Below are 22706 nucleotides of genomic sequence, written 5' to 3'. Positions count from 1 at the left end.
GGCAGGACCAGGTCCATCGGTCGCTCAGCCGCTGACCGGCCGCTACGAGGCGCGACCGACCGAGTAGAAGGCGCGACGCCGGTCCAGGGAGAGCTCTGGGCCGGTCAGTGCCAGCCGGTGGCGCCAGACGACGTCGTCCGCGCTGCGCGCCAGCATCAGCTCCACCGGGCCGGGCTCGACGACCCACCGTCGAGGGGAGTCCCACCACGCGAACAGCGACGTGTCCACGTCGAAGGTGACGCGGACCGCTCCTCCCGCCGGCACCTCAACGCGCGAGAAGCCGAGCAACTGCCGGACCGGGCGCGTGACGCCCGCACAGTGATCGAAGCCGTACAGCTGCACGACCTCGGCACCGTCCCGTCGGCTCGTGTTCGTCACCCTGAGGCTGACGCTCACCGTTGCACCGCACTCCGCGGAGGCCGTGCTCGCCTCGAACTCGGACCACTCGAAGCTTGCGAAGGAAAGGCCGTGACCGAACGGGTAGCGGGGCGTGCTGTCCGAGTCGATGTACGGGTGCAGCGCCGGCCCCTCCGCGCAGCGGTAGCCGCTGCCGGAACTGTGGCCGGAGTACATCGGGACCTGGCCGACACCGCGCGGGAAGGTGATGGGGAGCCGGCCGCCCGGTTCGCCGACACCCCAGAGGGCCTCCCCCAGGGCCACGCCGCCGAACGGCCCCGGATGCCAGGCGACGATGACGGCCGCCGCCCGCTCCGATGCGGCCCCGAGCACCAGGGGACGTCCGGAGAACAGCACCACCACCATCGCGGTGCCGGTGTCCGCGACCGCGTTCAACAGCTCGGTCTGCCTGCCGAGAAGGCGAAGATCCGCCCGCGAGCGACCCTCCCCGCCCGTGGCATCACCGATCCAGCCCGACCGCTCCCCCACGGCAACCACGGCCACGTCGGCGTTGCGCGCCGCCTCGACCGCCGCCGGGATGTCGTCGACGGCCTCGTCCACGTAGTCGCACCCCCGGACCACCTCCACCTCGACCGGCGCCGGCGCCGCCGCGCAGCAGGGCCGTGAGGATCTCGCGGCTCGATGCGACGGGCTTGCCGTCGATCGCGCTGTAGGAGTTCATGACGGTGGCGAGATCCGCCCAGCGGATCGCGGCCTCGAACGGGAGCGCGTGGACTTCCCGGAGCTCGCGCGGGCCGGCGTGGACCTCCGCCATGTTCAGCGCGCCCTCGGAAGCCATGTAGGCAAGGAAGTGCTTCCCCGTGGCCAGGACGTCCCCGGACGCCTGCAGTCCCCGCACGAACGCGACCCCGCAGGCCGCCGCCAGCGTGGGGTCCTCGCCGTAGGTCTCGTGAACCCGCCCGAAGCGCGGGTCGCGACACACGTCCAGGACAGGGGACAGGCCGTGCTGTACTCCCAGGGCGGCGGCCTGCTCGGCCGCCACGGCCGCCATGCGTTCGATGGCGCCGAGGTCGAAGCTGGCGGCCAGGCCGATCGCCGTCGGCCAGCTGCTCGCGCCGTTCCACACGAGGCCGTTGAGGGCCTCGGCGTGCACCAGGGCGGGGATACCGCCCGGGGACTCGCGCACCAGGTAGTCCTGCACCGCGTCGATGCCGCGTCGCATCTCGCCGATGTCGCGGTTGGACATGTGCTGCACGAGCGAGAGCGAGCCGACGCCGTGCGGCACCATCTCCCGCAGCTCCGCCCGGTCCTTCTCCGGGTCGTGCCCCAACCCCGAGGGCAGCGTCAGGCCGGTGAGCTGAGCGCACCGCACCTCGAGCGGCAACGACCGTACGAAAGACATCAGCTCTTTGCTGTTCGCTCGCGACATGGGGCGATTTTATCATCTCGCTAACTACGGGAAGTCAAGGCCAGCGCCCGCGATCGACCCATGGGCCGTGCCCACCGAAGGGTCGGGTTCGGGGACTGGTCAACGTCATTAGCGTAAAGCTAAAGTGCTCGGATGTATGAGAGCCCGTCGCACCTGCGCTTCGAGCACCTGACCGCTCCGCTGGGCACCACCGAGTCGCAGCCTCGTCTGTCGTGGCGGCTGCCGGAGGGTGCCAGCGCCCAGCACGGCTACGAGCTCGAGGTGGGGGGCTGGAGCTCGGGCCGGCGGCTCTCGCCCGCTCACCTGCTCGTCCCCTACGACGGCCCGCGGATCCCGGCCCGCACCCGGGTCGACTGGCGGGTGCGGGTCCGCACCGACCTCGGCGAAAGCCCGTGGTCGGCGAGCTCGTGGTGGGAGACCGGGATGATCGGCCCGGCCGACTGGACCGCTTCCTGGGTCGCGCCGGCCGAGGACGAGCTTGCCCCGCCCGGCGCGCGGCGCGTGCACGTCGTCGGCAACAGCTTCCTCCTCCCGCGGGCGCCACGAGTCGCGCGCGCGTACGCGACCGCGCACGGGCTCTACGAGCTGTTCCTCAACGGGCGGCGCGTCGGCGACCAGGAGCTCACGCCGGGGTTCACCGCCTACCGCAAGAACCTGCAGGTGCAGACCTTCGACGTCACCGGCTACCTCAACGCCGGCCGCAACCACGTCACCGCCCGTCTCGCCGACGGCTGGTTCAGGGGCCAGCTCGGCTACACCCGGGACTTCGACTGCTTCGGTCAGCAGCTCGCCTTCCTGGCGGAGATCCATGCCGACGGCCAGGTGCTCGCACACACCGACGAAACGTGGCTGTCCCGGCCGACGAGCATCACGGCCGATCTCATCGAGGGACAGTTCGTCGACTTCCGCGACGACAACGGTGACGGATCCGAGCCCGCCGGGGCGTGCTGGCGACCCGTTCGACCGGCGCTGCACGACTACGGCCGGCTACGCAGCTCCGCCGCCCCCGACGTGCGGCGCATCGAGGCGCTCACGCCCACCGCCGTCACCCGGATCGGGCCGGCACGCCACGTCGTCGACCTGGGCCAGAACATCAACGGCTGGGTGCGGCTGCGGCAGCTCGGCGAGGCGGGAACGCGAATCACGCTGACCCACGGCGAGCGTCTCGGCCCGTCGGGCGACGTCGACCTCGAGCACCTCAGGCCGGTCATCCCCGGCCGGGGCCGCGTGTTCCGCGCCCTGGGGCAGGTGGACGAGGTCGTCTCGGCCGGCAGGGACGGCGACGTGTTCGAGCCGCGGCTGACGACGCACGGGTTCCGGTACGTCCGGGTGGACGGACTCGCGGGCGACCTGGCGGCCGAGGACGTCGACGGGATCGTCGTGCACTCGGACCTGCGACGCACCGGCTGGTTCTCGTGCAGCGACGATCGCCTCAACCGTCTGCACGAGGCCGCGGTCTGGAGCCTGCGCGGCAACATGTGCGACATCCCGACCGACTGCCCTCAGCGGGAGCGGTCCGGGTGGACCGGGGATTGGCAGCTGTACCTGCCGACCGCGGCCTTCCTGTTCGACGTCGCCGGGTTCACCGCCAAGTGGCTTCGGGACCTGCGGGCGGACCAGTGGCCCGACGGTCGCGTGCCCAACGTGGTGCCGAACGGGCACGGGTCCGACGGCGCGCACGACACGTCGCAGGCGTACCTCACCGGATCGGCCGGCTGGGGCGACGCCTCCGTCATCGTGCCCTGGCACATGTGGCGCATCTACGAGGATGTCCGCCTCCTCGAGGAGTCCTTCCCCTCGATGGTCGCCTGGGTCGGCTGGGCGGCGGCACAGGCACGCAACGCGCGGCACCCGCGCCGCACCGGACCCGCCGAGCCGCACGAGCGGTACCTGTGGGACACGGGATTCCAGTTCGGCGAGTGGACCGAGCCCGGCGAGGACCGGGTCGCCGTCTTCATGAAGCGCAACGACGCCTCCGCCGCGGCCACGGCGTACCTGCACCGCTCCGCGGCGCTCCTGTCGCAGATCGCCGATCGCCTCGGGCACGCCGCGGAGGCCGATCGCTGTCGCCAGATCGCCGACGGCGCGCTCGACGCCTGGCGCCGCGAGTTCATCGGCGACGACGGCCGCCTCCTTCCCGACACGCAGGCCAACCACGCACGTGCCCTCGCCTTCGGCCTCGTCCCGGAGGCGCTGCGCGACCAGACGGCCGGCAGGCTGGCGGCGCTGGTACGGGACGCGGGCAATCACGTCGGCACCGGGTTCCTGGCCACGCCGCTGCTGCTGGCGGTACTGGCCGACTCGGGTCACCTCGATGTCGCCTACGACCTGCTGCTGCAGGACGAAGCGCCGTCGTGGCTGTACATGCTGGCGCAGGGGGCGACGACGATCTGGGAGAACTGGGCGCCCGTGCGGGACGGCGACCCCGGCCAGGTGGGCGAGCCCATGTCGCTCAACCACTACAGCAAGGGCGCGGTCATCTCGTTCCTTCACGAGCACGTGGCAGGGATCCGCCGCCTGCCCGACTCCCCCGGCTACCGGCGCTTCCGGGTCCGTCCGCGACCCGGCGGAGGGCTGACCCGGGCGCGGGCGGAACACGACAGCCCGTACGGGCGCATCGTGAGCGCGTGGGAGATCCGGGACGGCCGGCTCCTGCTGGACGTCACCGTGCCACCGGGCACTACGGCCCAGGTTCAGCTGCCCGACGGGTCGGTACATGACCAGTTTCCGGGCTCACGCGGCTACGAGTGCCCCTGGGACCGCTGAGGCCGCCCCGGCGGCCTCGACGGCCGTCGCCGGGCAGGGCTCGTGCGGCGCGCGACCTGGAGCGCGCGCCGCACGACGCGGTCAGGAAGCGGGCTCCTGCTGCTGCTCGACCATGCGCTGCCCGGATCGCTCGAGCGTGGCCTGCTGCATCGCGGCCATGTCGGCCAGCACCGTCTTGGACCCTCGGTGGAAGATCACCGCACCGATCGCAAGCGGCACGATCATCGAAGCGAACGCGACCGCGAACCCCGCGGCGTCGGCGAGGGCTCCGATGCCGACGATGATGAAGAAGGCCGGCAGCTCGTAGAAGGTCGCAATGGCGAACCCGCTCGCTCGCAGCGCCGGCGGAGTCACCAGGGCGACCACGAGGACCGGGCCGATGAGCAGCGGCGCGACAAAGACCATGATGATGAGAACACCGACCAGGTTGATGCCGACGTTCGGCGCGAAACCCATCACGAGGTAGCCCAGCGCCAGCGGCGGAATCGCGAGCCGGAACGAGGTGTACACCCGGCGGGGGTCCTGCCCCACCCACTTGCCGATCAGCGCCAGCCCGAACACGTTGGCGACGCTCGCACCCGAGATCAGGAACCCCAGCTGCGCCTCGTTGAACCCGTACCTCTCGTTGTACTGGATCGACAGCAGCGTCAGCAGCCCGGCGAAGGACACCGTGACGAAGGGCACGCAGTGCAGGAGCGTCCGCAGCGTGGGGATCCGGCGCATCGTTCGCCACGCCTCGCGCAACGGAACCGGGCGTTCCTCGACATCGAGCACCTCGCCGCTGCCACCGGCGGCGATCCGCTCGAACCTTCCCCGGATCGGCTCGCGCAGCAGGCGGGCGGCGAGCACGACGCAGACGACGAGGGGGATCGCCATGATGACGAAGACGTTCCGCCAGCCAAACACGTAGCCCAGACCGCCCGCGAGCAGCGGCACGAGGATTCCGGCGACCGTCGCGGCGCTGAGGTACAGGCTCAGCACCTTCCCGCGGTCGTCCGGGGCGTAGTAGTCCGACAGCAGGGACCGGTGCGTGGGGTCGTTGACGGTCTTGCCGAGTCCCGCCCCGAGCCGCGCGACGGCAAGCAGGGCGATGCTGCTCGCGAGCCCGGTGAGGAGGGTGAATCCCGCGCAGAGCGCAGCGCCGGTCAGGGCTATCGCCAACCGCGACCTGCGGTCCGCCAGCCATCCGATCCAGAGCCCACCGAAGAAGCCGACCGCCGCGCCGGCACTGAACAACGAGGTGACGCCCGTGATCGACAAGCCGAAGTCGCTCTTGATCGCCGGGGTGAGCACGGAGAAGGCCGTGCCGTTCATCTCGTCCAGGATCTTCAACGAGAAGAGCACCACGACCGGTGTCAGCCCTACGCCGCCGAACCTCTTCACGGTGTTCCTCCCACCCGAGCCGGACTTAGCAATACGCTAACATGCGCGCAACATCGTTGTCACAGACCAATCGGGCCCGGCCGGGTAGCCGGTGCCGCCGGGTGCACCGTCAGCCCGGTACGCCAGGAGCGCGGTCGAGAGCGACGCGATGGTGTTCTTCCACGGCCCCTCCGGCTACTTGGCGCGCAGCCGGGTGCCGGCATCGATGCGGATGATCTCGCCGTTGAGGTAGTCGTTCGTGAGGATCTCCACGACCAGTTGCGCGAGCTCGGGGCCGCGCCCGAGCCGGCGCGGAAACAGCGTGTCCCGCGTCAACGCCGCCTTGAACGCCTCCGGATCCGGGTGCCCCTCGTAGATGGGCGTGTCGAAGAGGCCGGGGGCCACGCAGTTGACGCGAACGCCGACGGCGGCCAGGTCACGCGCAAGCGGCAGCGTCAGGCCGCAGACTCCCGCCTTCGACGAGCCGTAGGCGGTCTGCCCGGTCTGCCCGTCCATGGCCGCGATGGAGGCGATCGTCACGATCGCGCCGCGCTGACCGTCATCGTCGACGGGCGCGAACCGCGACATGGCGGTCGCGGCCAGCCTCGCGCAGTTGAACGTGCCGACCAGGTTGACCTCGACGATCCGCCGGAACTCCGCCAGGGGCAGCGCGGAGTCGTACTCCCCGTCCCGGCCGATGGCGCGCCGGCTCGCGCCGATGCCGGCCGCGCACACCAGGGTCCGCAGGGGCGCGAGTCCGGATGCCAGCTCGACGGCCGCGCTCACGGCGTCCTCGTCGGTCACGTCGGCGTGCGCGTACCGCCCGCCGATATCGCCGGCCACCTTCGCGCCGCGCTCACGCTGCAGGTCGACGATCACAACGGTTGCGCCCAGCCCGGCCAGCCGGCGCGCGGTGGCCTCGCCGAGCCCGGACGCCCCGCCCGTGACGACGGAAGCGGTACCTGTCAGGTCGAGCATCCGTCACACACCCAGTCGCTGCAGAAGCCGCTCGCGCCACAGCGCGGGCGCCCCGAAGAGCAGCTGCGCGCTCTTCGCACGCTTGTAGTACAGATGCGCCGGGTGCTCCCACGTGAAGCCGATCGCGCCATGCAGCTGGATCGCGTCGCCGGCGACCTTGAAGTACGCGTCGGTGCAGTACGCCTTCGTCAGGGCGGCGATCACCGGCAGTTCCTCGTCGAGGCCGGCCGCGACGAACGCACCGTAGTATGCGGCCGTCTTCGCCGACTCGACCGCCAGCAGCATCTCCGCGCAGCGGTGCTTGACCGCCTGGAACGCCCCGATCGGCCGCCCGAACTGATACCTCTCCCCCGTGTAGCGCACGGTCCGTTCGAGCAGGAACTGCGCCCCGCCGACGGCGTCGGCGGCGAGCCCGACCAGGGCCAGGTCCAGCACCCGCTCCAGGGTCGTTCCCGCGGCGCCCTCATCGCCGACGAGTTCGGCGACGACGCCGTCCAGGGTGATCCGCGCAAGCTTCCTGGTCTCGTCCAGCGCGGCGAGCGCCTCGCGGTGCACGCCGGCCGCGGAGGCCGCTACGGCGAACAGCGAGGGCCCCGACGGGGTGCGGCCGATCGCCAGGATCAGGTCCGCGGCGAGCCCGTCGATCACGAAGCTTGTCACGCCGTCGAGGACCCACTTGCCGTCGCGCGCCGTGGCGGTGGTCGCGAGCGCCTCGAGGTTCCAGTTGCCGTTCGCGTCGCTGAACGCCAGCGTCCCGATGGTCTCTCCCGAGGCGAGGCGCGGGAGCCAAACCTTCATCGCCCGCTCGTCGCCGCTGTGCAGCAGCGTCTGCGTGGCCAGGACCGCGGACGCGAAGTAGGGAACGGGCGCCAGCGCCCGGCCGAGCTCCTCGAGGACGATGGCGGTCTCGACGAAGCCGAATCCGCTGCCGCCGTACTCCTCCGGGACGGCCAGGCCCGTCAGCCCGAGTTGCCCGGCCAGCTGCGACCAGGTCGCCCGGTCGAAACCCTCGCCGGACGCCATGAGCCGGCGGACGTCCGCCTCCGAGCACTTGTCGTTCAGGAAGGCCCGGACGATGTCGCGCAGCGTCTCCTGCTCCGGTGTGAACACGAACCCGAGCGTGTCCGTGGCGAGCGGGGCCATCAGCAGCGCTCCAGCAGCGTGCCGGTGCCCATTCCACCGCCGCAGCACATCGTGATGAGCCCGTAGCGCGAGCCGCTGCGCTGCAACTCGTGAACGGTCTTGGTGATCAGGAAGCAACCGGTGGCCCCGAGGGGGTGGCCCAACGCGATCGCACCGCCGTTCGGGTTGACGGTGTCCGGATCGGCATCGAGCTCCCGCTGCCATGCCAGCACGACGGAAGCGAACGCCTCATTGATCTCCACGACGCCGACCTCAGACATCGACAGGTCGTTGCGCTTGAGCAGGTGCTGCGTCGCCGGGATCGGGCCGGTGAGCATCGACACCGGGTCGGAACCCACGAGGCAGGTGTCGACGATGCGAGCCAGGGGCCGCACGCCCATCTCCTGGGCCCGCTGCGCCGTCATCAGCAGGACGGCGGCGGCCCCGTCGGAGATCTGCGAGGCCGTCCCGGCGGTGTGCAGTCCCCCGGCCGGACCCACGACCGGGTCGTCGGTGCCCATGACGGTGCGCAGGCCCGCCAGGCCTTCCATCGACGTCTCGCGCATCCCCTCGTCACGGGTGCATCCCGACACCTCGATGATCTGCGAGTCGAAGCGTCCGTCCTGCCAGGCAGCCGCGGCCTGCTGCTGCGACTGGACGGCGAAGGCGTCGAGGTCCTCGCGGTTGAGCGCCCAGCGCTGCGCGATCAGCTCGGCCCCCTGGAACTGCGACGTCCACTGGTAGCCGTACAACTCCGACTCCATCGGCGTTCCGAGGCCGGGCGCGTAGGAGGAGCCCATCGGGACCTGGCTCATGGCCTCGACGCCGCAGGCGACCGCCACATCGACGATCCCCGAGGCCACGAGACCGTGAGCGAGGCTGGTGGCGTGCTGCGACGAGCCGCACTGGGCATCGACGGTGGTGCCGGCCACCTCGAGCGGGAGGCCCGCGGCCAGCCAGGCGTTGCGCGTGACGTTCGCGGCCTGCCGCCCGACCTGGGTGACGCAACCACCCACCACCTGCCCGACGACGGCCGGGTCGATGCCGGACCGGTCGAACAGGCCGCGCTGCACGTTCGCGAGCAGGTCGACCGGGTGCAGGTGGGAGAGGCTGCCGTTGCGCTTGCCGATGGCGGAGCGGGCGGCCTCGACGATGACGACTTCACGCATTGGCGTGCGCTCCTTCGACAGGATTGGCGGGCAGAGACTTGGCGAGCAGGGCAACTTCCTCGTCCGCGGCGCGCAGGACGAGATGTTCGCTGAGGTCACGGATCTCGGGGAGCCGCGCGGCAAGATCCTCGACCGTCGGGGTCGACTCACCGACGTGGATGCCTGGCGTGACCGCGACGAAGAAGCGGGCGTAGCGGCCACCACCGACGGAGAAGATCTCCCGGGTCTCCTGGCACTGCTCGCTGACCAGGTACACCGCCAACGGGGTGACGTAGTCGGCGCGAAGGACGTCGCGGGAGTCCGCCGGCATCAGCGCCTCGGTCATTCTCGTCAGGGCGACGGGCGCGATGCAGTTCGCCAGGATGCCCGAACGTTCACCTTCGATGGACAGGGTGCTGGCCAGGCCGACCAGTCCCATCTTGGCCGCGCTGTAGTTCGCCTGGCCGAAGTTGCCGAGCAGCCCGGCCACGGAGGTCGTGAACAGCAGCCGGCCGTACCGCTGCTCCTTCATCACGCGGAAGGCCGGCAACGACACGTTGAAGGCGCCGCGGAGGTGAACGTCGAGCACCCCGTCGACGTCCTCGCTGCTCAGCTTGCCGGCGCTGCGGTCCCGCAGGATGCCCGCGTTGTTGATCACTACGTCGAGCCTGCCGAACTCCCGCAGGGCCGCGTCCACGATCGCCGCTCCTCCCTGCGGGGTCGCGACCGAGCTGTGCTCCGCGATGGCCCTGCCGCCGGCGACCCGGATCTCCTCGACGACCTTGTCGGCCGCGGAGGCGCTCGATCCCGCCCCGTCGAGCGACCCGCCGAGGTCATTGACGACGACCGCCGCTCCGCGCCTGGCGAGCTCCAGCGCGTAGGTGCGGCCGAGTCCTCCGCCCGCGCCGGTGACGACGGCCACGCGCCCGTCGAAGGTGATGCTCATCGCTGTGCCGCCAGGACCGCGCTTCTGGCCTCCGACCACGTCATGCCCTTCTCGACATCGAGCTCTCGTGGCATCCCGAGCACCTGCTCGGCGATGATGTTGCGCTGGACCTGAGCGGTGCCGCCCCCGATGGTCAGGGCGGGCGCGAAGCAGAAGCCGTGGTCCCACGTCTTCGCGTCGTCCGAACCGAACGGGTCGTGCCCTTTCACCAGGCCATGACTGCCGGCGAGGTCACGCACGAGGTTCATGATGTGCTGGCCGTGTTCGTCCGAGAGCGCCTTGCGGATGCTCGCCTCCGGGCCGGGCGGGCGTCCCTGGACGGCGGCCGTGACCGTGCGCAGCCGGATCAGGCGCAGCACCTCGCCTTCGATCCAGACCTTGGCGAGCTCCTGCCGAAGCAGCGGGTCGAGGTCCAGGTTCGCCGCTCGCACCTTGGCGAGGAGGTCGGCCGCCGAGGGTCCGTGCCCCCACAGCGCGCCTTCGCCCGACAGGGACACGCGTTCGTTGCCGAGCGTGACCTTGGCCAGGCGCCATCCCTTGTTCTCCTCCCCGACGAGGTTCTCGGCAGGGATCCGCACGTCGTCGAAGAAGACCTCGTTGAGGTAGAAGGTTCCGGTCATGTCGTACACCGGGCGGATCGTGATACCCGGCGTGTCCATCGGGCAGATCAGGTACGAGATGCCCCTGTGCTTGGGCGCATCAGGATCCGTGCGGACGATGAGGATGCCGAGGTGCGCGACGTGCGCGTCCGACGTCCACAGCTTCTGGCCGTTGACCACGTAGTGCTCGCCGTCCCGGACGGCACGGGTGGACAGGTTGGCCAGATCGCTGCCGTGGCCGGGCTCGCTGAACAGCTGGCACCAGATCTCCTCCGCCGCCAGCAGCGGGCGCAGGTAGCGCTCCCGCTGGGCCTCGGTACCTCCGGCGAGAATCGTCGGCCCCGCCCAGCCGATCGCGATCGGGTTCTCCGGCATGGCCACCTGCGCCGCGCGCAACTCGGCGTCGATGGCCAGCTGGCTCATCGGGTCCGCGTCGAGGCCGTACGGCGCCGGCCAGTGCGGCGCCACGTAGCCGGACTCGGCGAGCTGCCTCGGCGTGGGATGCGGGTGCTCCCGCAGCCATGCCCGCACCCGGTCGCGGGCCGGGTGGTCGGCCGGTGGCGTCAGAAACTCCATCGTGATCTTCTCCGCTCTCAGGGGGTTCCGCCGTCGACGCGGAGCAGTGCGCCGGTCGTGAACGTCGATGCCGAGGAGGCGAGGTACAGGGCCGCTCCGACGACCTCCTCCGGTTGTCCGGCTCGTTTCAGCGCGAGCGGCTCGGCCATGACCTGCTGGAAGACCTCGGGATCCCACGCGTTGAAGACGTCCGTCGCGAAGGGCCCCGCGACGATGCAGTTCACCCGCACCTTCGGCGCGAGGGCGCGGGCCATGCCCTCGGTCAATGCGTTGAGCCCGGCTTTGGCGGCCGCGTAGGTGACCAGCATCGGCTGCGGTCGCATGCTCGACACCGAACCGATATTGATGATCGACCCGCCCCTGGCCGAGGCCATCCGGGTGCCGATGTTGGCCATGAGCCGGAACGGGCCCTTGAGGTTGAGGGCAAAGACCTTGTCGTAGAGCTCCTCGGTGATGGCGTCGACGCTGGGGAAGACCGGGGAGCTGCCGGCGTTGTTGATCAACACGTCCACCCGGCCGTACCGGGCATAGACCTCGTCCGCGAGCCGGTCGCACTCCTGCCACCGGTTCACGTTCACCGCAATCGGCAAGGCGTCCACGCCCCACGCGGCGCCGACCTCGTCCGCGAGCTCCCGGCAGGCGTCCAGCTTCCGGCTGGCGATGACCGGGACGGCCCCTCTCTCGGCGAAGGCACGTACCATTGCCCGCCCCAGCCCGCGGCTGCCGCCGGTGACGACGACGACCTTCCCGGTCACGTCGAACAGCGGGTCCGTGGCCACCCGCTCGTCGAGCGATGTCACGTGTGCATTCCTTTCGATGTTCGCCACACGAGGCGACCTCGGCGGCGCGGTCGGACCGGTGTCGCGTCAGGCGGTTGCGTCCAGCAGCACCTTGCAGACGCCGTCGGCACGCTGATCGAACAGCTCGTAGGCGGTCACGCCGGCGGACAGCGGGAGACGGTGGCTGAAGACGACCGCCGGGTTGAAACGTCCCGCGCGCATCAGGTTCAGCAGTCCGGGGGTGTCCTCGCCGGTGGCGAGCCCGATGTGGAAGTCGAGGGAGAGCATCTGGGCGCGCATCATCGGGAAGGCCATGCGCTTGGACGGCGACAGGCCGACCACCGAAACCGCTCCCCGGTTCCGCACGACGCGCAGGGCCGTGTCGATGCTCTCGTCGGTGCCGACCGCGTCGACGACGTGGCCCACACCGCCGCGCGTGGCTTCCATGATGAGTTCCTTTGCCCCTTCGGGCGCGAGGCTCGACGCCCCGAGCTCTTCGGCCCGGCGACGGCGGTCGGCCACGGGGTCGACGGCGAACACGCGAGCGGCTCCTTGCAGGAACGCCGACATGACGGCGACGAGGCCGATCGGGCCGAGGCCGATCACCGCGACCTCGGCGCCGGGGACGATCTTCGCCTTCTTCGCGCCGTACCAGGCGGTGTTGGCGCAGTCGGCCAGCAGAAGGGCGTTCTCCTCGCTGACATCCGCGGGCAGTCGCATCAGGTTGGCGTCGGCGTACGGCACTTCCAGCAGTTCGGCCTGACTGCCCGGCAGGTCGGGCCCGAGGCCGTAGCAGAAGTTGTCCCCCTGGACCGTGCAGTGGGGACCGGAGGCGCAGCCCTCGCAGCGGCCGCAGCGCACCCCCGCCGAGACCAGCACCCGGTCTCCCGCCTTGAAGCGGTGTACCTCCGCACCCGCCTCGACGATCTGCCCGATGGCCTCGTGCCCGATGGTGAAGCCCGTGCCGCGAGCGTTCTCGCCGTGGAAGATGTGCAGGTCGCTGCCGCAGATGCTCGCCTTGCCGACCCGCACGATCGCGCCGGCCGGGTTGGAGAGGGCCGGATCCGCCACGACGTCATACCGAACGTCCCGAGGGCCGTGATAGACCAGTCCGCGCATGCCGCCGATATTAGCATTATGCTAAGTCTCGGGGGAAGCGCGGTTTCACGCACCGGCGGACCGGCGGTCGTCCATGGCGTTGTGATGGCGTTGTGATGGCGTCGTGATGCCGGCGGCGCGGATCGAGCTGTCCGCGACGACCAGGCATCGGCGATGCCCACCGCAGCCGCGGTGGGCGAGGTCAGGTCCTCAGTGCTCCGCGGTGCCGTCCTCGTGCCACAGCGGTCCCCACATGCGGCCGATGGTGCTCATCACCCGGGCGTCCAGTGTCTTGACCGCCAGCCCGAGCTGCCGGGCCAGCGCCGGACGCAGGACGAGGTACCCACTGAGGAAGGCGTACCAGAGCGCCAGCAGGGCTCGCAGGTCGAGGTCCTCGTCCCATACGCCTCGGCCCTGCTCGTCCTTCAGGAGCTCCAATGAGCTCTCGTAGAAGGGGATGGGCGCGAACTCCTCGTCCCCGTCGAGCGCCAGGAGCATGACGACGCGCGCGAGCTGCATCTCGTTGGCCTGGGCCCGGAAGCTGCGGGCGCCACGCCGGGCCGGGTTGAGGTAGGTCTCCATACCGACGCGGTCGGCGAGGGTGCGCATCTCCTTGTCGAGGGCGTTGCGCAGCAGCGTCTTGCGACTGCCGAAGTAGTGGTGGATCAGGCCGCGATTCACGCCGGCCTCGTCCGCCACATCCTTCAGGTTCAGGCCCGCCAGGACGCCCTCTCGCGCGAGGAGCTCCAGGGCGGCCCGCATGAGAGCAGCCTCGGCGCCCTGCCGACCCCGCTGCCGACCGTGCGAATCGTCCTTGTCGTGCGCCCCTGCTTCAGACATGCGACAATGTTAGCGTAGCGCCAAAACTCGGCGACGGAAACCCGGCTACGACGGGATCCACGCGGGAGGCCGCCGCTCACGGAAGGCCGCGATCCCTTCGCCGGCCTCCGAGCTTCGGAAGAGCTCCGTGGAGAGCGTCTGCGTGAACTCGAACGCCTCCGACCGGCTCATGGTTGGCACGGTCGACAGGAGCCTCTTGGAGGCCGCCAGCGCCCGAGGGCCGCCCGCGACGATCTCGTCGAGGAGCCCACTGACCTCCTGGTCCAGCTCAGCCGGCTCGACCGCGCGATTGATCAGGCCCACCTCGGCGGCCTGGGCGGCGGGAATCCTGCGCCCGGTCAGGAAGAGCTCCGCCGCATCGGCCCGGGAGAGCTTGGGCAGGCAGACGACCGAGATCATCGCGGGCGCGACGCCGATGCGCACCTCGGTGAACCCGAACGTCACGTCGGTGGAGGCCACCGACAGGTCGGCTGCGGCCGCGAGCCCGACGCCGCCGCCCATGCAGTGCCCGCGGAGCACGGCGACGACCGGCTTGGGCGAGTCCTGGATGCCGGCGAGCACGTCTGGGAAGGAGTACCTCGGTGTCTGCGCCGGCCCGCCTCCCTTGAGGTCGGCACCTGCGCAGAACGTGGTGCCCTCGTGGGTGAGGACGATGACACGCACCGCCTCGTCGGCGGCCGCCGCTGAAAGTCCGTCGCCGAGGCCGTTGATGATGCGTGCGTTGAGTGCGTTCTTGTTCTCGGGTTCGGCCAGGGTCAGGGTGGCGACGCCGTGGCGCGCCTCGTAGCGGACCGCGGTCACGGCTTCCTCTCCAGCAGCTCGACGGGCACTTCGACGTGCTTGGCACGCAGGTACTCACCCAGGCTCTTGGCCTGCGGGTCCATCCGGCCGCTCGACGCGACGCCCTCGCCCAGCAGCCCGTGGATGACGAAGTTCAGCGACCGGATGCGGGGCAGGTCGAACCGCTCGACATCGAGCTCACCGGTCTCCGGCATCAGCGCCTTGAGCCGGTCGACGGTCAGGTAGTCGCTCAGCCACGCGAACTCCTCGTCGGTGCGGGTCCACACCCCGACGTTGGCGTTCCCGCCCTTGTCGCCGGACCGGGCCCCGGCAACCCGGCCCAGGGGTACCCGGCGCGTCGGCCCGCCGACCGGCACCGGGATCGCGGGTCGCTCGGCCTCGACCACCGGCTCCGTCCCGGTGGGCAGCGTCGGGGCGACCCGCGTCACCTCGTCGCCCACCACGACCTCGTGCGAGAGCAGGTTCGAGGGCACCGAGGCCGGCCAGTACACGCCGTACGCCTGAACAGCGCTCGGGCCGCCGAAGAAGCCGGGGTACGAGGCGAGCCCGAGCTCGGTGATCGCCGAGGTGAGCGGCTTGCCGAACTTCGTCTCGTCCGGATCCTTGAGCGTGATGCGCAGGTTGGCGATCGCCGCCTCGTTGCGTTGCGGGTCCTCGTGGTCCGAGCGCACCAGGTCGACCTCGACCGACTGGAAGCTCTCGCGCCCGCCGGGGATCGCCGCGAACAGGGATCGCACCAGGAGGTCGGCCTTCTCCTGCACGTCGAGGCCGACCAGCGGAAACGTGAGTGACGCCTTCACCGCGCCGGCGACGTTGACGCAGACCTTCGAGGTCGCGGGCGGGGCCTCGCCGCGGACCCCGCTGATCTGCACCCGGTGCTGCGCCACCTGGGCGAGGGCGATGGTGTCGAAGCGCGCCGTGACGTCCGGGTTGAGGTAGCGGGGGCCGGTGATCTCGTACAGCAGCTGCGCCGTCACGGTGCCGACGGAGACCAGGCCGCCGTGGCTCTCGTGCTTGGTGATGACCGAGGAGCCGTCCGCGGCGATTTCGGCGATCGGGAAGCCTGGGTGCTCCAGCCCGGGTACCTCCTGGAAGAACGCGTAGTTGCCGCCGGTCGCCTGGCAGCCGCACTCGATGACGTGGCCGGCCACGAGCGCGCCCGCGAGGGCGTCATAGTCGATGCGGTCCCAGCCGTGCCACCACGCCGCCGGGCCCATCACGACGGCGGCGTCGGTGGTCCGGCCGGTGACCACGATGTCGGCCTCCCGGCTCAGTGCCTCGACGATCCCCCAGCCGCCGAGGTAGGCGTTGGCGGTGAGCACGGCGCGGTCCCCGATGGCCTCGCCGGTGTCGAGGTTGCGCAGCTCGTGGCCGGCGCATGTGAGCTCGTCGAGCCGCGGAAGCAGGTCGTCGCCGGCCACGTATCCGATCGTCGGGGCGAGCCCGAGGGTCACGGCGAGCTGCTCGAGCGCGCCGGCCAGGCCCTTCGGGTTGAGGCCCCCGGCGTTCGCGACGACCTTGATGCCGCGATCGAGGCAGGTGCCCATGATCTGCTCCATCTGCTTCAGGAACGTCCTGGCGTAGCCGCCGTCCGGGTTCTTGAAGCGGTCCTTGGCGAGGATGAGCATCGTGAGCTCGGCGAGCCAGTCGCCGGTGAGGACGTCGACAGGACCGCCCTCGACCATCTCGCGTGCGGCGGCCAGCCGGTCTCCGTAGAAGCCGCTGCAGTTCGCGATCCGGACGGGACGCCGGGCGGTCACGCCTCCTCCAGCACGACGAGCAGGTCGCCGGCGGCCACCTGGTCGCCGGCCGCGACCCGCAGCTCGGCGACCGTCCCCGCGTGCGGCGCGGTGATGCGATGCTCCATCTTCATCGCCTCCACGATGACCAGCAGCTGGCCCTCCTCGACCCGGCCCCCGGCGGTCACCTGGACCGCGATGACCGCACCGGGCAGGGGTGCCACGAGGCCGCCGGCGACGCCCTCGGCCTCGGGTTCCGGGAATCGGGGCACGAGCGCGAGCTCCACGTCGCCGCGCGGTCCGTGCACCCACCAGCGCGGTCCGTGGTTGCGCACGGTCGAGCGGTGCCTGATCCCGTCGAGCTCGACCTCGATCTCACGATCGGAGCATTCGAGCACCCGCGCGGTCGTGGTGCGCCCGGCCACCGTCACCGCGAAGCTGCCGTCGCGCAGCGCGCGGTAGGCAACCGGCACGGAGCGGTCCGCGTGCAGGTAGGTGAAGGTCTCGGACGGCAGGATGCTGTTGCGCCATCCGCTTGGGAAGCGCCCCAGAGCCGACGTCGCACGGCGCCACGACTGTGCCGCGAGCGCGGCCTGTACGGCCGCTACCTCCAGCTCGGCCGGAGCGACCGCGCGCGAGCGCGGCGGGTCGATCTTCGTGATGAAGTCCGTGCTGGTGTCGCCGGCCAGGAACGCCGGATGCCGCAGCGTGGCCACGAGGAAGTCGCGGTTGGTCGTCGTGCCCTGGATCGCGGTCCGCTCCAGGGCCAGGGCCAGCCTCAGTGCGGCCTCCGCGCGAGTCGGTGCGTGCGCGATGACCTTGGCCAGCATCGGGTCGAACTCGACGCCGACGCGACTGCCGGACTCGATGCCGCTGTCGTACCTGGCTTCCGGCGAGGCCGCGGGCTCCCACACCCGCACGGTGCCGGTGACCGGGAGGAAGTCGTTGTCGGGGTCCTCGGCATAGAGGCGCGCCTCGACGGCGTGCCCGGTGAGCGTCAGGTCGCTCTGCGTGAACGACAGCGCCGCGCCCTGCGCCACCAACAGCTGCTCCCGCACCAGGTCAAGCCCGGTGACCATCTCGGTGACGGGGTGCTCGACCTGGAGCCGTGTGTTCACCTCGAGGAAGTAGAACGCGCCGTCCGGCGCGAGCAGGAACTCCACCGTCCCGGCGCTCTCGTAGCCGATCGCCTTCGCGGCGAGCAGCCCGGCCTGACCCATCCGCTCGCGAAGCGCCGGGCTCACCGCCGAAGAAGGCGACTCCTCGATCACCTTCTGGTGCCGGCGCTGGATCGAGCACTCACGCTCGAACAGGTGCACCAGATTGCCGTGCTTGTCGCCGAGGATCTGCACCTCGACGTGGCGGGCCCCGGTGAGATAGCGCTCGAGGAAGACCGTACCGTCGCCGAACGCGGCCAGCGCCTCGCGTCGCGCGCCCGCGATCGCCGCCTGGAGCTCCTCCTCCCGCTCGACGACGCGCATGCCCTTGCCCCCGCCGCCCGCCGCGGCCTTCACGAGTGCGGGGAAGCCGACCTCGGTGGCCGCGGCACCGAGGTCCGCACCCTCCTCGAGCCGGAGAGAGGGAAGCGTCCTGACGCCGGCCTCCTCCATCAGCGTCTTGGCGGCGAGCTTGTCGCCCATGGCCGCGATCGCGGCCGGCGTCGGGCCGACCCAGATCATCCCCGCCTCGACGACGGCCCGGGCGAAGTCCGCGTTCTCCGACAGGAAACCGTAGCCGGGGTGCACGCCGTCGGCCCCCGCGAGACGCGCCGCGTCGAGCACCTTCGCCACGTCGAGGTAGGTCTCCGCCGCAGTCTGCCCGTGCAGGGGCACAGCCAGGTCCGCGTCGCGCACGAACGGCGAGTGCGCGTCGCCGTCGCTGTAGACCGCGACGGTACGGATGCCCATGGCGGCGGCGGTGCGCATGACCCGACGGGCGATCTCGCCCCGGTTCGCAACGAGAAGTGTCGTGATCACGGCCGGAACGCCCCGAAGGTGGTGGCGCCCTCGACCGGCGCGCTGTGGCAGGCGGACAGGCACAGCCCCACGACCGTCCTGGTGTCGCGCGGGTCGATGACGCCGTCGTCCACGCCGCGACCGGTCGCGTAGAGGCCGAGCGACATCCGCTCGGTGATGTCGGCGACCGCGTCCGTGAGCATCTTCTCTGCCGCCTCGTCGATCTCGATGCCCTTGCGTGCGGCCTGCCCCCGCCGCACCAGGGACATGACGCCCGCCATCTGCTGCGGCCCCATGACCGCGAGCTTGGCCGTCGGCCACAGGAACAGGAAGCGGGTGTCGAAGCCACGGCCGCCCATGCCGTAGTTGCCGGCGCCGTACGACGAACCGAGGACGACCGTGATGTGCGGGACCTTCGAGTTCGACAGCGCATTGATCATCTGGCTGCCGTGCTTGACCATGCCGGCCCGCTCGTACTCCTTGCCGACCATGTAGCCGGTGATGTTCTGCAGGAACAGCAACGGCGTACTGATCTTGTTGCAGAGCTGGATAAACTGCGAAGCCTTGACCGCCGACTCCGGAAACAGCGGGCCGTTGTTGCCCAGGATGCCCACCGGGTAGCCGTGGACCTCGGCCCAGCCGCAGACGAGCGTCGCGCCGTACCGCGCCTTGAACTCCTCGAACCGGCTGCCGTCGGTGATGCGACCGACGACCTCGCGCACGTCGAGCGGCTGCTTGAGGTCGCGCGACACCATGCCCAGCAGGTCCTCCGCATCCAGCACCGGCTCGTCACCGGGACCCGTCGGGCCGTAGCCGGCCTTGCGCCAGTGCAGGTGGCCGACCACATCGCGGCACTGCCGCAACGCGTCGTGCTCATCCTCCGCGACGTAGTCCGCGAGGCCGCTCACCGTGGCGTGCATGTCGGCGCCGCCGAGCTCCTCGTCCGTGCTCTCCTCGCCGGTCGCCATCTTCACCAGCGGCGGGCCGCCGAGGAAGACCTTGGCCCGGTTGCGCACGAGAATCGTGTACTCCGACAAGCCGGGCAGGTACGCACCGCCGGCCGTGGAACTGCCGAACACCACGGCAACGGTGGGGATGCCGAGCCCGGACAGCTCGGTCGTCTCGTAGAAGAACCGGCCCGAACCGGCCCAGTGCCCGAGCGTCTTGCGCAGCACCCGGTCGACCTCCTCGCCGCCGCCGTCGGAGCGCAGGTCGCCCCCGGCGCTTTCGATCAGCTGGATGTACGGCATCCGGTTCTGCCGGGCGATGAGCAGCGCCCGGTCGATCTTCGGGGCGCTGGTCGCCGTCATGGCACCGCCGAGCACCGTCGGATCGTTGCCGAAGATCACGCACTCGGTTCCGTTCACCGTCCCGATGCCGAGCAGCGCACCGCCGCCGACCGGGTAGTCGGTGTAGTAGCCGGCGAGGGCCCCGATCTCCAGGAAGGGCGTGTCGGGGTCGATGAGCAGGGCGACACGCTCGCGAACGGTGAGCTTGCCGTTGGCGTGGTGCCGCGCGACCGCCTTCTCGCCACCGCCCATGCCCGCCAGCTGAAGCTGTTCCTCGATGTGCTCGAGCTGCTCCAGCATGTCGGCCCGGTTCCTGGTGAACTGCTCGGACCGGGTGTCGAGCTGAGAGGTCAGGACAGCCATCACGCCACCTTCGCCGACAGGGGCTGCCGGCCGCCGCCGCTGGGACCGGCGAACGCCTGGGCGATCGCGAGCCACGCCTCTGCCGTCCTGCCCGTGACGGTGAGCGAGGTGTCCGAGCGGTGGCGCCGATGGGTCACGAGCAGGGCGAGGTCGAGTGCCGTCCCGGCGACCCGGTCGGTGGCATGCTCCGGCCCCCAGGTCCAGAGCTGTCCGGACGGGCCCGTGACCTCCACACGGATGGGGTCCCCGGGGTCCGTCGCGCCGTTCTGCCAGAACGAATAGGCGCGTGCCCCTATCCCGATGTGGCAGACGCTGCGCAGCCGGTCGGTGACCACCGGGGGCAGGCCGAGCGCATCGGCGACGTCCTGACCGTGGGCCCACGTCTCCATCAGACGAGCCGTCACGAAGCTGCTCAGCGACATGTCCGGCCCGTACCACAGCGCCCGGCGGCCGGGGTCGAAGGCGGCGAGGCCGGCAAGCAGCTCGGCTCTGGTCCCGCGCCAGGCCAGCAGGAGGCCGCGGCCACCGAGTTCCCTGCCGGGGGCGAGATCGATGCCCGGGTCCAGGCCACGTGCATGGACCTCGGCGCGATGTTTCGCAAACCCGTCCGGGTCCGCGATTGCGAACAGCGCGCGAGCGTCGAAGTAGTAGAGGTGGCTGACGGAGTCGCGGATCGTCCAGGCAGCCGCGGGCGTCGGCGCCTGCCACTGGCGCTCGTCCAGGTCGCACACGCGCTCGTCGAGGGCGGCATGTTCGTCCGCGAGGTCGGCGATGATCGCCGCTGAGTCAGTCACAGGTTCTCCTCGTCCGCACAGGCGGCTAGTGTCGTCATGGGCCGCGGAGCGGCCCGACCCCGGGCGCGCTCGTGGGCTTCGGCTTCGAGCAGCAGGGTGCGGACGGCGCGCAGGTCGGCCTTGCCGTTGGCCGCCCGCGGGACGCTGGGCAGGATGAGCACGACCCGCGGGGCCTTGTAGCCCGCGAGCCGCGCCTTGGCCCAGGCCTGAACCTCTTCCGGGTCCAGATCGGCACCGGGAGCGGCGGCTACCGCGGCGGCGACGCGCTCGCCGAAGCGCTCATCAGGAAGGCCGACGACGATGCAGTCCTCGACGCTCGGATGCTGCTTGAGGGCTTCCTCCACTTCCTCGGGGAACACCTTCTCCCCGGCGGTGTTGATGCAGCCCGATCCTCGCCCGAGGAGCACGATCGTGCCGTCCGCGTCGACGGTCGCCCAGTCACCGGGGATCGAGTACCGCACCCCGTCGACGGTCCGGATGAGCCGCGCGCTGCGCTCCGGGTCCTTGTAGTAGCCAATGGGCACATTCCCCGGCCCCGTGATGGCGAGCAGACCCGGGACGCCGGAGCCGGCCCGGACGTCGACTCCGTGCTCGGTGAGCACCCGGGCGCCCGGCGCCGGCACGAACCGAGCGGTGTCCGTCGCGTCGTTCTTCGTCGTGACGGCAGATCCACCCGGGCCCTCGGTCGACCCCATCATGTCCCCGATGACCACGGAGTCGCCCAGCACGTCGATGAGCGCGGCCTTGACGGGCGCGCTGAGCATGGCGCCGGAACTCATGACGAACGCCAGGCTGGACACGTCGCGCTCCGGCCCGGCCGCGCCGGCGGTCTCGCGCGCCCGGATCAGCGGAAGCGCGAACGCGTCCCCGACGATGACGAGCGCGGTCACCGCATGCGCGCTCACGGTGGCCCAGATCTCATCGGGATCGAACGACCCGCTGGGCGCCAGGACGACGTGAGCCCCGATGGAGTGGGTCATGAACACCCCGAGCCACATCCCCGTGCCGTGCATCAGCGGGCAGGCGGGGAGCACCACCGGGGCGGACCTGACGGCCGCCAGCTGCCTTGCCGTCTCGACGCACCAGCCGAGGTCCGGCGGTGGTGGCTGCTCGAGAAGCTCGGCAATGGAGTTGACCCAGCGCCGGGTGAACTCCCCGACCGGGAACATCACCCCTTTGGGCATCCCGGTGGTACCGCCGGTGTACAGCATGTAGACGTCGCGCTCGTCCCTGACCTGCCGCGGAGCGGGTGCCGCCGCGCCGATCGCCTGCTCGTACGGCATCGCACCCGGGATCGGCGCGGCCTCGACGTCGTCGACCTGCAGCCAGAGCCGCACGGCGGGGTGCCGGTGCATCACGCCGGCGACCTGCTCGGCGAGCGAGGCGTGGAACACGACCGCCTCCGCGTCGCTGTTGTCCAGCAGGTAGCTGAGCTCGGCGTCGAGATACCGGTAGTTGACGTTGACGGGCACCGCGCGGATCTTCAGCGCGGCGAATTGCGCCTCGAGGTACTCCGGGGCGTTGTGGAGGTAGAGCGCGACCTTGCTTCCGACCCCGATGCCGCCGTCGCGCAGGACTGCGGCGAGCCGGGCTGCCCGCCGCTCGTAGTCGGACCAGGTGACGGTCCGGGTGCCCTGCGTGACCGCCGGCTCATCGCCGACCGCGTCGGCGAAGGCCTCCCAGAGAGTCGCGAAGTGGCACTCGGCGAGCACTACCACCAATTTGCACTCCTGACTCGCAGCCGCTGTTTAGCGTTACGCTAAAC

18 protein-coding genes are annotated in these 22706 nt (G+C 70.9%); 1 reads left to right on the top strand and 17 read right to left on the bottom strand.

The genetic code is table 11. The features are described 5' to 3' along the window. Positions 1-42: 42 nt before the first annotated feature. Both IEZ31_RS49835 and IEZ31_RS49830 read right to left on the bottom strand, forming a co-directional pair. Positions 43-957 carry a glycoside hydrolase family 3 C-terminal domain-containing protein gene (locus IEZ31_RS49835; protein ID WP_190257179.1) on the bottom strand — a complete coding sequence of 305 codons (915 nt, stop codon included), beginning with the start codon at positions 955-957 and terminating at the stop codon, positions 43-45. Next, positions 857-1759 carry a glycoside hydrolase family 3 N-terminal domain-containing protein gene (locus IEZ31_RS49830; protein WP_190257178.1) on the bottom strand — a complete coding sequence of 301 codons (903 nt, stop codon included), beginning with the start codon at positions 1757-1759 and terminating at the stop codon, positions 857-859. The genes IEZ31_RS49835 and IEZ31_RS49830 overlap by 101 nt, the downstream gene beginning before the upstream one ends. Before the next feature lie 159 nt (positions 1760-1918). On the opposite strand from IEZ31_RS49830, the gene IEZ31_RS49825 reads away from it, so the two are divergent. Further along, positions 1919-4552 carry a family 78 glycoside hydrolase catalytic domain gene (locus IEZ31_RS49825; RefSeq protein WP_190257177.1) on the top strand — a complete coding sequence of 878 codons (2634 nt, stop codon included), beginning with the start codon at positions 1919-1921 and terminating at the stop codon, positions 4550-4552. Between the two features lie 81 nt (positions 4553-4633). Here IEZ31_RS49825 and IEZ31_RS49820 read toward each other — a convergent pair whose 3' ends face one another. The 15 genes from IEZ31_RS49820 to IEZ31_RS49750 form a co-directional block, all read right to left on the bottom strand. Next, positions 4634-5935, bottom strand: coding sequence for an MFS transporter (locus IEZ31_RS49820; protein WP_190257176.1), 1302 nt, complete (start codon positions 5933-5935; stop codon positions 4634-4636). 174 nt (positions 5936-6109) lie between these two features. Next, positions 6110-6892 carry an SDR family NAD(P)-dependent oxidoreductase gene (locus IEZ31_RS49815; RefSeq protein ID WP_190257175.1) on the bottom strand — a complete coding sequence of 261 codons (783 nt, stop codon included), beginning with the start codon at positions 6890-6892 and terminating at the stop codon, positions 6110-6112. Between the two features lie 3 nt (positions 6893-6895). After that, positions 6896-8035 (bottom strand): acyl-CoA dehydrogenase family protein, encoded by a 1140-nt coding sequence (locus tag IEZ31_RS49810; protein WP_190257174.1) that lies wholly within the window; start codon positions 8033-8035, stop codon positions 6896-6898. Next, complete coding sequence (locus tag IEZ31_RS49805) at positions 8035-9183, bottom strand: acetyl-CoA C-acyltransferase (protein WP_190257173.1); 1149 nt, start codon at positions 9181-9183, stop codon at positions 8035-8037. The genes IEZ31_RS49810 and IEZ31_RS49805 overlap by 1 nt, the downstream gene beginning before the upstream one ends. Beyond that, a complete protein-coding gene (locus tag IEZ31_RS49800; RefSeq protein ID WP_190257172.1) occupies positions 9176-10108 on the bottom strand; it encodes an SDR family oxidoreductase in 933 nt (310 codons plus the stop codon). Before IEZ31_RS49800 ends, IEZ31_RS49805 begins: the two co-directional genes overlap by 8 nt. Next, on the bottom strand, positions 10105-11283 hold the full coding sequence (locus tag IEZ31_RS49795; protein ID WP_190257171.1) for an acyl-CoA dehydrogenase family protein: 1179 nt from the start codon (positions 11281-11283) through the stop codon (positions 10105-10107). The genes IEZ31_RS49800 and IEZ31_RS49795 overlap by 4 nt, the downstream gene beginning before the upstream one ends. 17 nt (positions 11284-11300) lie before the next feature. Then, positions 11301-12083, bottom strand: coding sequence for an SDR family NAD(P)-dependent oxidoreductase (locus IEZ31_RS49790; RefSeq protein ID WP_229837062.1), 783 nt, complete (start codon positions 12081-12083; stop codon positions 11301-11303). Positions 12084-12149: 66 nt separating this feature from the next. After that, a complete protein-coding gene (locus IEZ31_RS49785; RefSeq protein ID WP_190257170.1) occupies positions 12150-13181 on the bottom strand; it encodes an alcohol dehydrogenase catalytic domain-containing protein in 1032 nt (343 codons plus the stop codon). Positions 13182-13370: 189 nt separating this feature from the next. Further along, on the bottom strand, positions 13371-14000 hold the full coding sequence (locus IEZ31_RS49780; protein ID WP_190257169.1) for a TetR/AcrR family transcriptional regulator: 630 nt from the start codon (positions 13998-14000) through the stop codon (positions 13371-13373). A gap of 45 nt (positions 14001-14045) precedes the next feature. Beyond that, on the bottom strand, positions 14046-14801 hold the full coding sequence (locus tag IEZ31_RS49775) for an enoyl-CoA hydratase-related protein (RefSeq protein WP_190257168.1): 756 nt from the start codon (positions 14799-14801) through the stop codon (positions 14046-14048). Next, positions 14798-16561 (bottom strand): acyclic terpene utilization AtuA family protein, encoded by a 1764-nt coding sequence (locus tag IEZ31_RS49770; RefSeq protein WP_190257167.1) that lies wholly within the window; start codon positions 16559-16561, stop codon positions 14798-14800. The genes IEZ31_RS49775 and IEZ31_RS49770 overlap by 4 nt, the downstream gene beginning before the upstream one ends. Then, entirely contained in the window at positions 16558-18516 is a 1959-nt protein-coding gene (locus tag IEZ31_RS49765) for an acetyl/propionyl/methylcrotonyl-CoA carboxylase subunit alpha (protein ID WP_190257166.1), read from the bottom strand. Before IEZ31_RS49765 ends, IEZ31_RS49770 begins: the two co-directional genes overlap by 4 nt. Next, on the bottom strand, positions 18513-20147 hold the full coding sequence (locus tag IEZ31_RS49760) for an acyl-CoA carboxylase subunit beta (protein WP_190257165.1): 1635 nt from the start codon (positions 20145-20147) through the stop codon (positions 18513-18515). Before IEZ31_RS49760 ends, IEZ31_RS49765 begins: the two co-directional genes overlap by 4 nt. Further along, positions 20147-20941 carry a TIGR03084 family metal-binding protein gene (locus IEZ31_RS49755; RefSeq protein WP_190257164.1) on the bottom strand — a complete coding sequence of 265 codons (795 nt, stop codon included), beginning with the start codon at positions 20939-20941 and terminating at the stop codon, positions 20147-20149. Before IEZ31_RS49755 ends, IEZ31_RS49760 begins: the two co-directional genes overlap by 1 nt. Next, entirely contained in the window at positions 20938-22659 is a 1722-nt protein-coding gene (locus IEZ31_RS49750; protein WP_229837066.1) for an AMP-binding protein, read from the bottom strand. The genes IEZ31_RS49755 and IEZ31_RS49750 overlap by 4 nt, the downstream gene beginning before the upstream one ends. Positions 22660-22706 lie beyond the last annotated feature (47 nt).

Origin of the sequence: Dactylosporangium sucinum (assembly GCF_014647515.1) — a bacterium.
GTDB lineage: Bacteria > Actinomycetota > Actinomycetes > Mycobacteriales > Micromonosporaceae > Dactylosporangium > Dactylosporangium sucinum.
This window is presented reverse-complemented; position numbering and strand designations above follow the sequence as displayed.

What these genes read in the sequence shown, in the direction of transcription:
- IEZ31_RS49830 (WP_190257178.1), bottom strand. Translation starts at nt 1,759, where the DNA reads ATGTCTTTCGTACGGTCGTTGCCGCTCGAGGTGCGGTGCGCTCAGCTC.
- IEZ31_RS49825 (WP_190257177.1), top strand. Translation starts at nt 1,919, where the DNA reads ATGTATGAGAGCCCGTCGCACCTGCGCTTCGAGCACCTGACCGCTCCG.
- IEZ31_RS49815 (WP_190257175.1), bottom strand. Translation starts at nt 6,892, where the DNA reads ATGCTCGACCTGACAGGTACCGCTTCCGTCGTCACGGGCGGGGCGTCC.
- IEZ31_RS49810 (WP_190257174.1), bottom strand. Translation starts at nt 8,035, where the DNA reads ATGGCCCCGCTCGCCACGGACACGCTCGGGTTCGTGTTCACACCGGAG.
- IEZ31_RS49805 (WP_190257173.1), bottom strand. Translation starts at nt 9,183, where the DNA reads ATGCGTGAAGTCGTCATCGTCGAGGCCGCCCGCTCCGCCATCGGCAAG.
- IEZ31_RS49800 (WP_190257172.1), bottom strand. Translation starts at nt 10,108, where the DNA reads ATGAGCATCACCTTCGACGGGCGCGTGGCCGTCGTCACCGGCGCGGGC.
- IEZ31_RS49795 (WP_190257171.1), bottom strand. Translation starts at nt 11,283, where the DNA reads ATGGAGTTTCTGACGCCACCGGCCGACCACCCGGCCCGCGACCGGGTG.
- IEZ31_RS49785 (WP_190257170.1), bottom strand. Translation starts at nt 13,181, where the DNA reads ATGCGCGGACTGGTCTATCACGGCCCTCGGGACGTTCGGTATGACGTC.
- IEZ31_RS49780 (WP_190257169.1), bottom strand. Translation starts at nt 14,000, where the DNA reads ATGTCTGAAGCAGGGGCGCACGACAAGGACGATTCGCACGGTCGGCAG.
- IEZ31_RS49760 (WP_190257165.1), bottom strand. Translation starts at nt 20,147, where the DNA reads ATGGCTGTCCTGACCTCTCAGCTCGACACCCGGTCCGAGCAGTTCACC.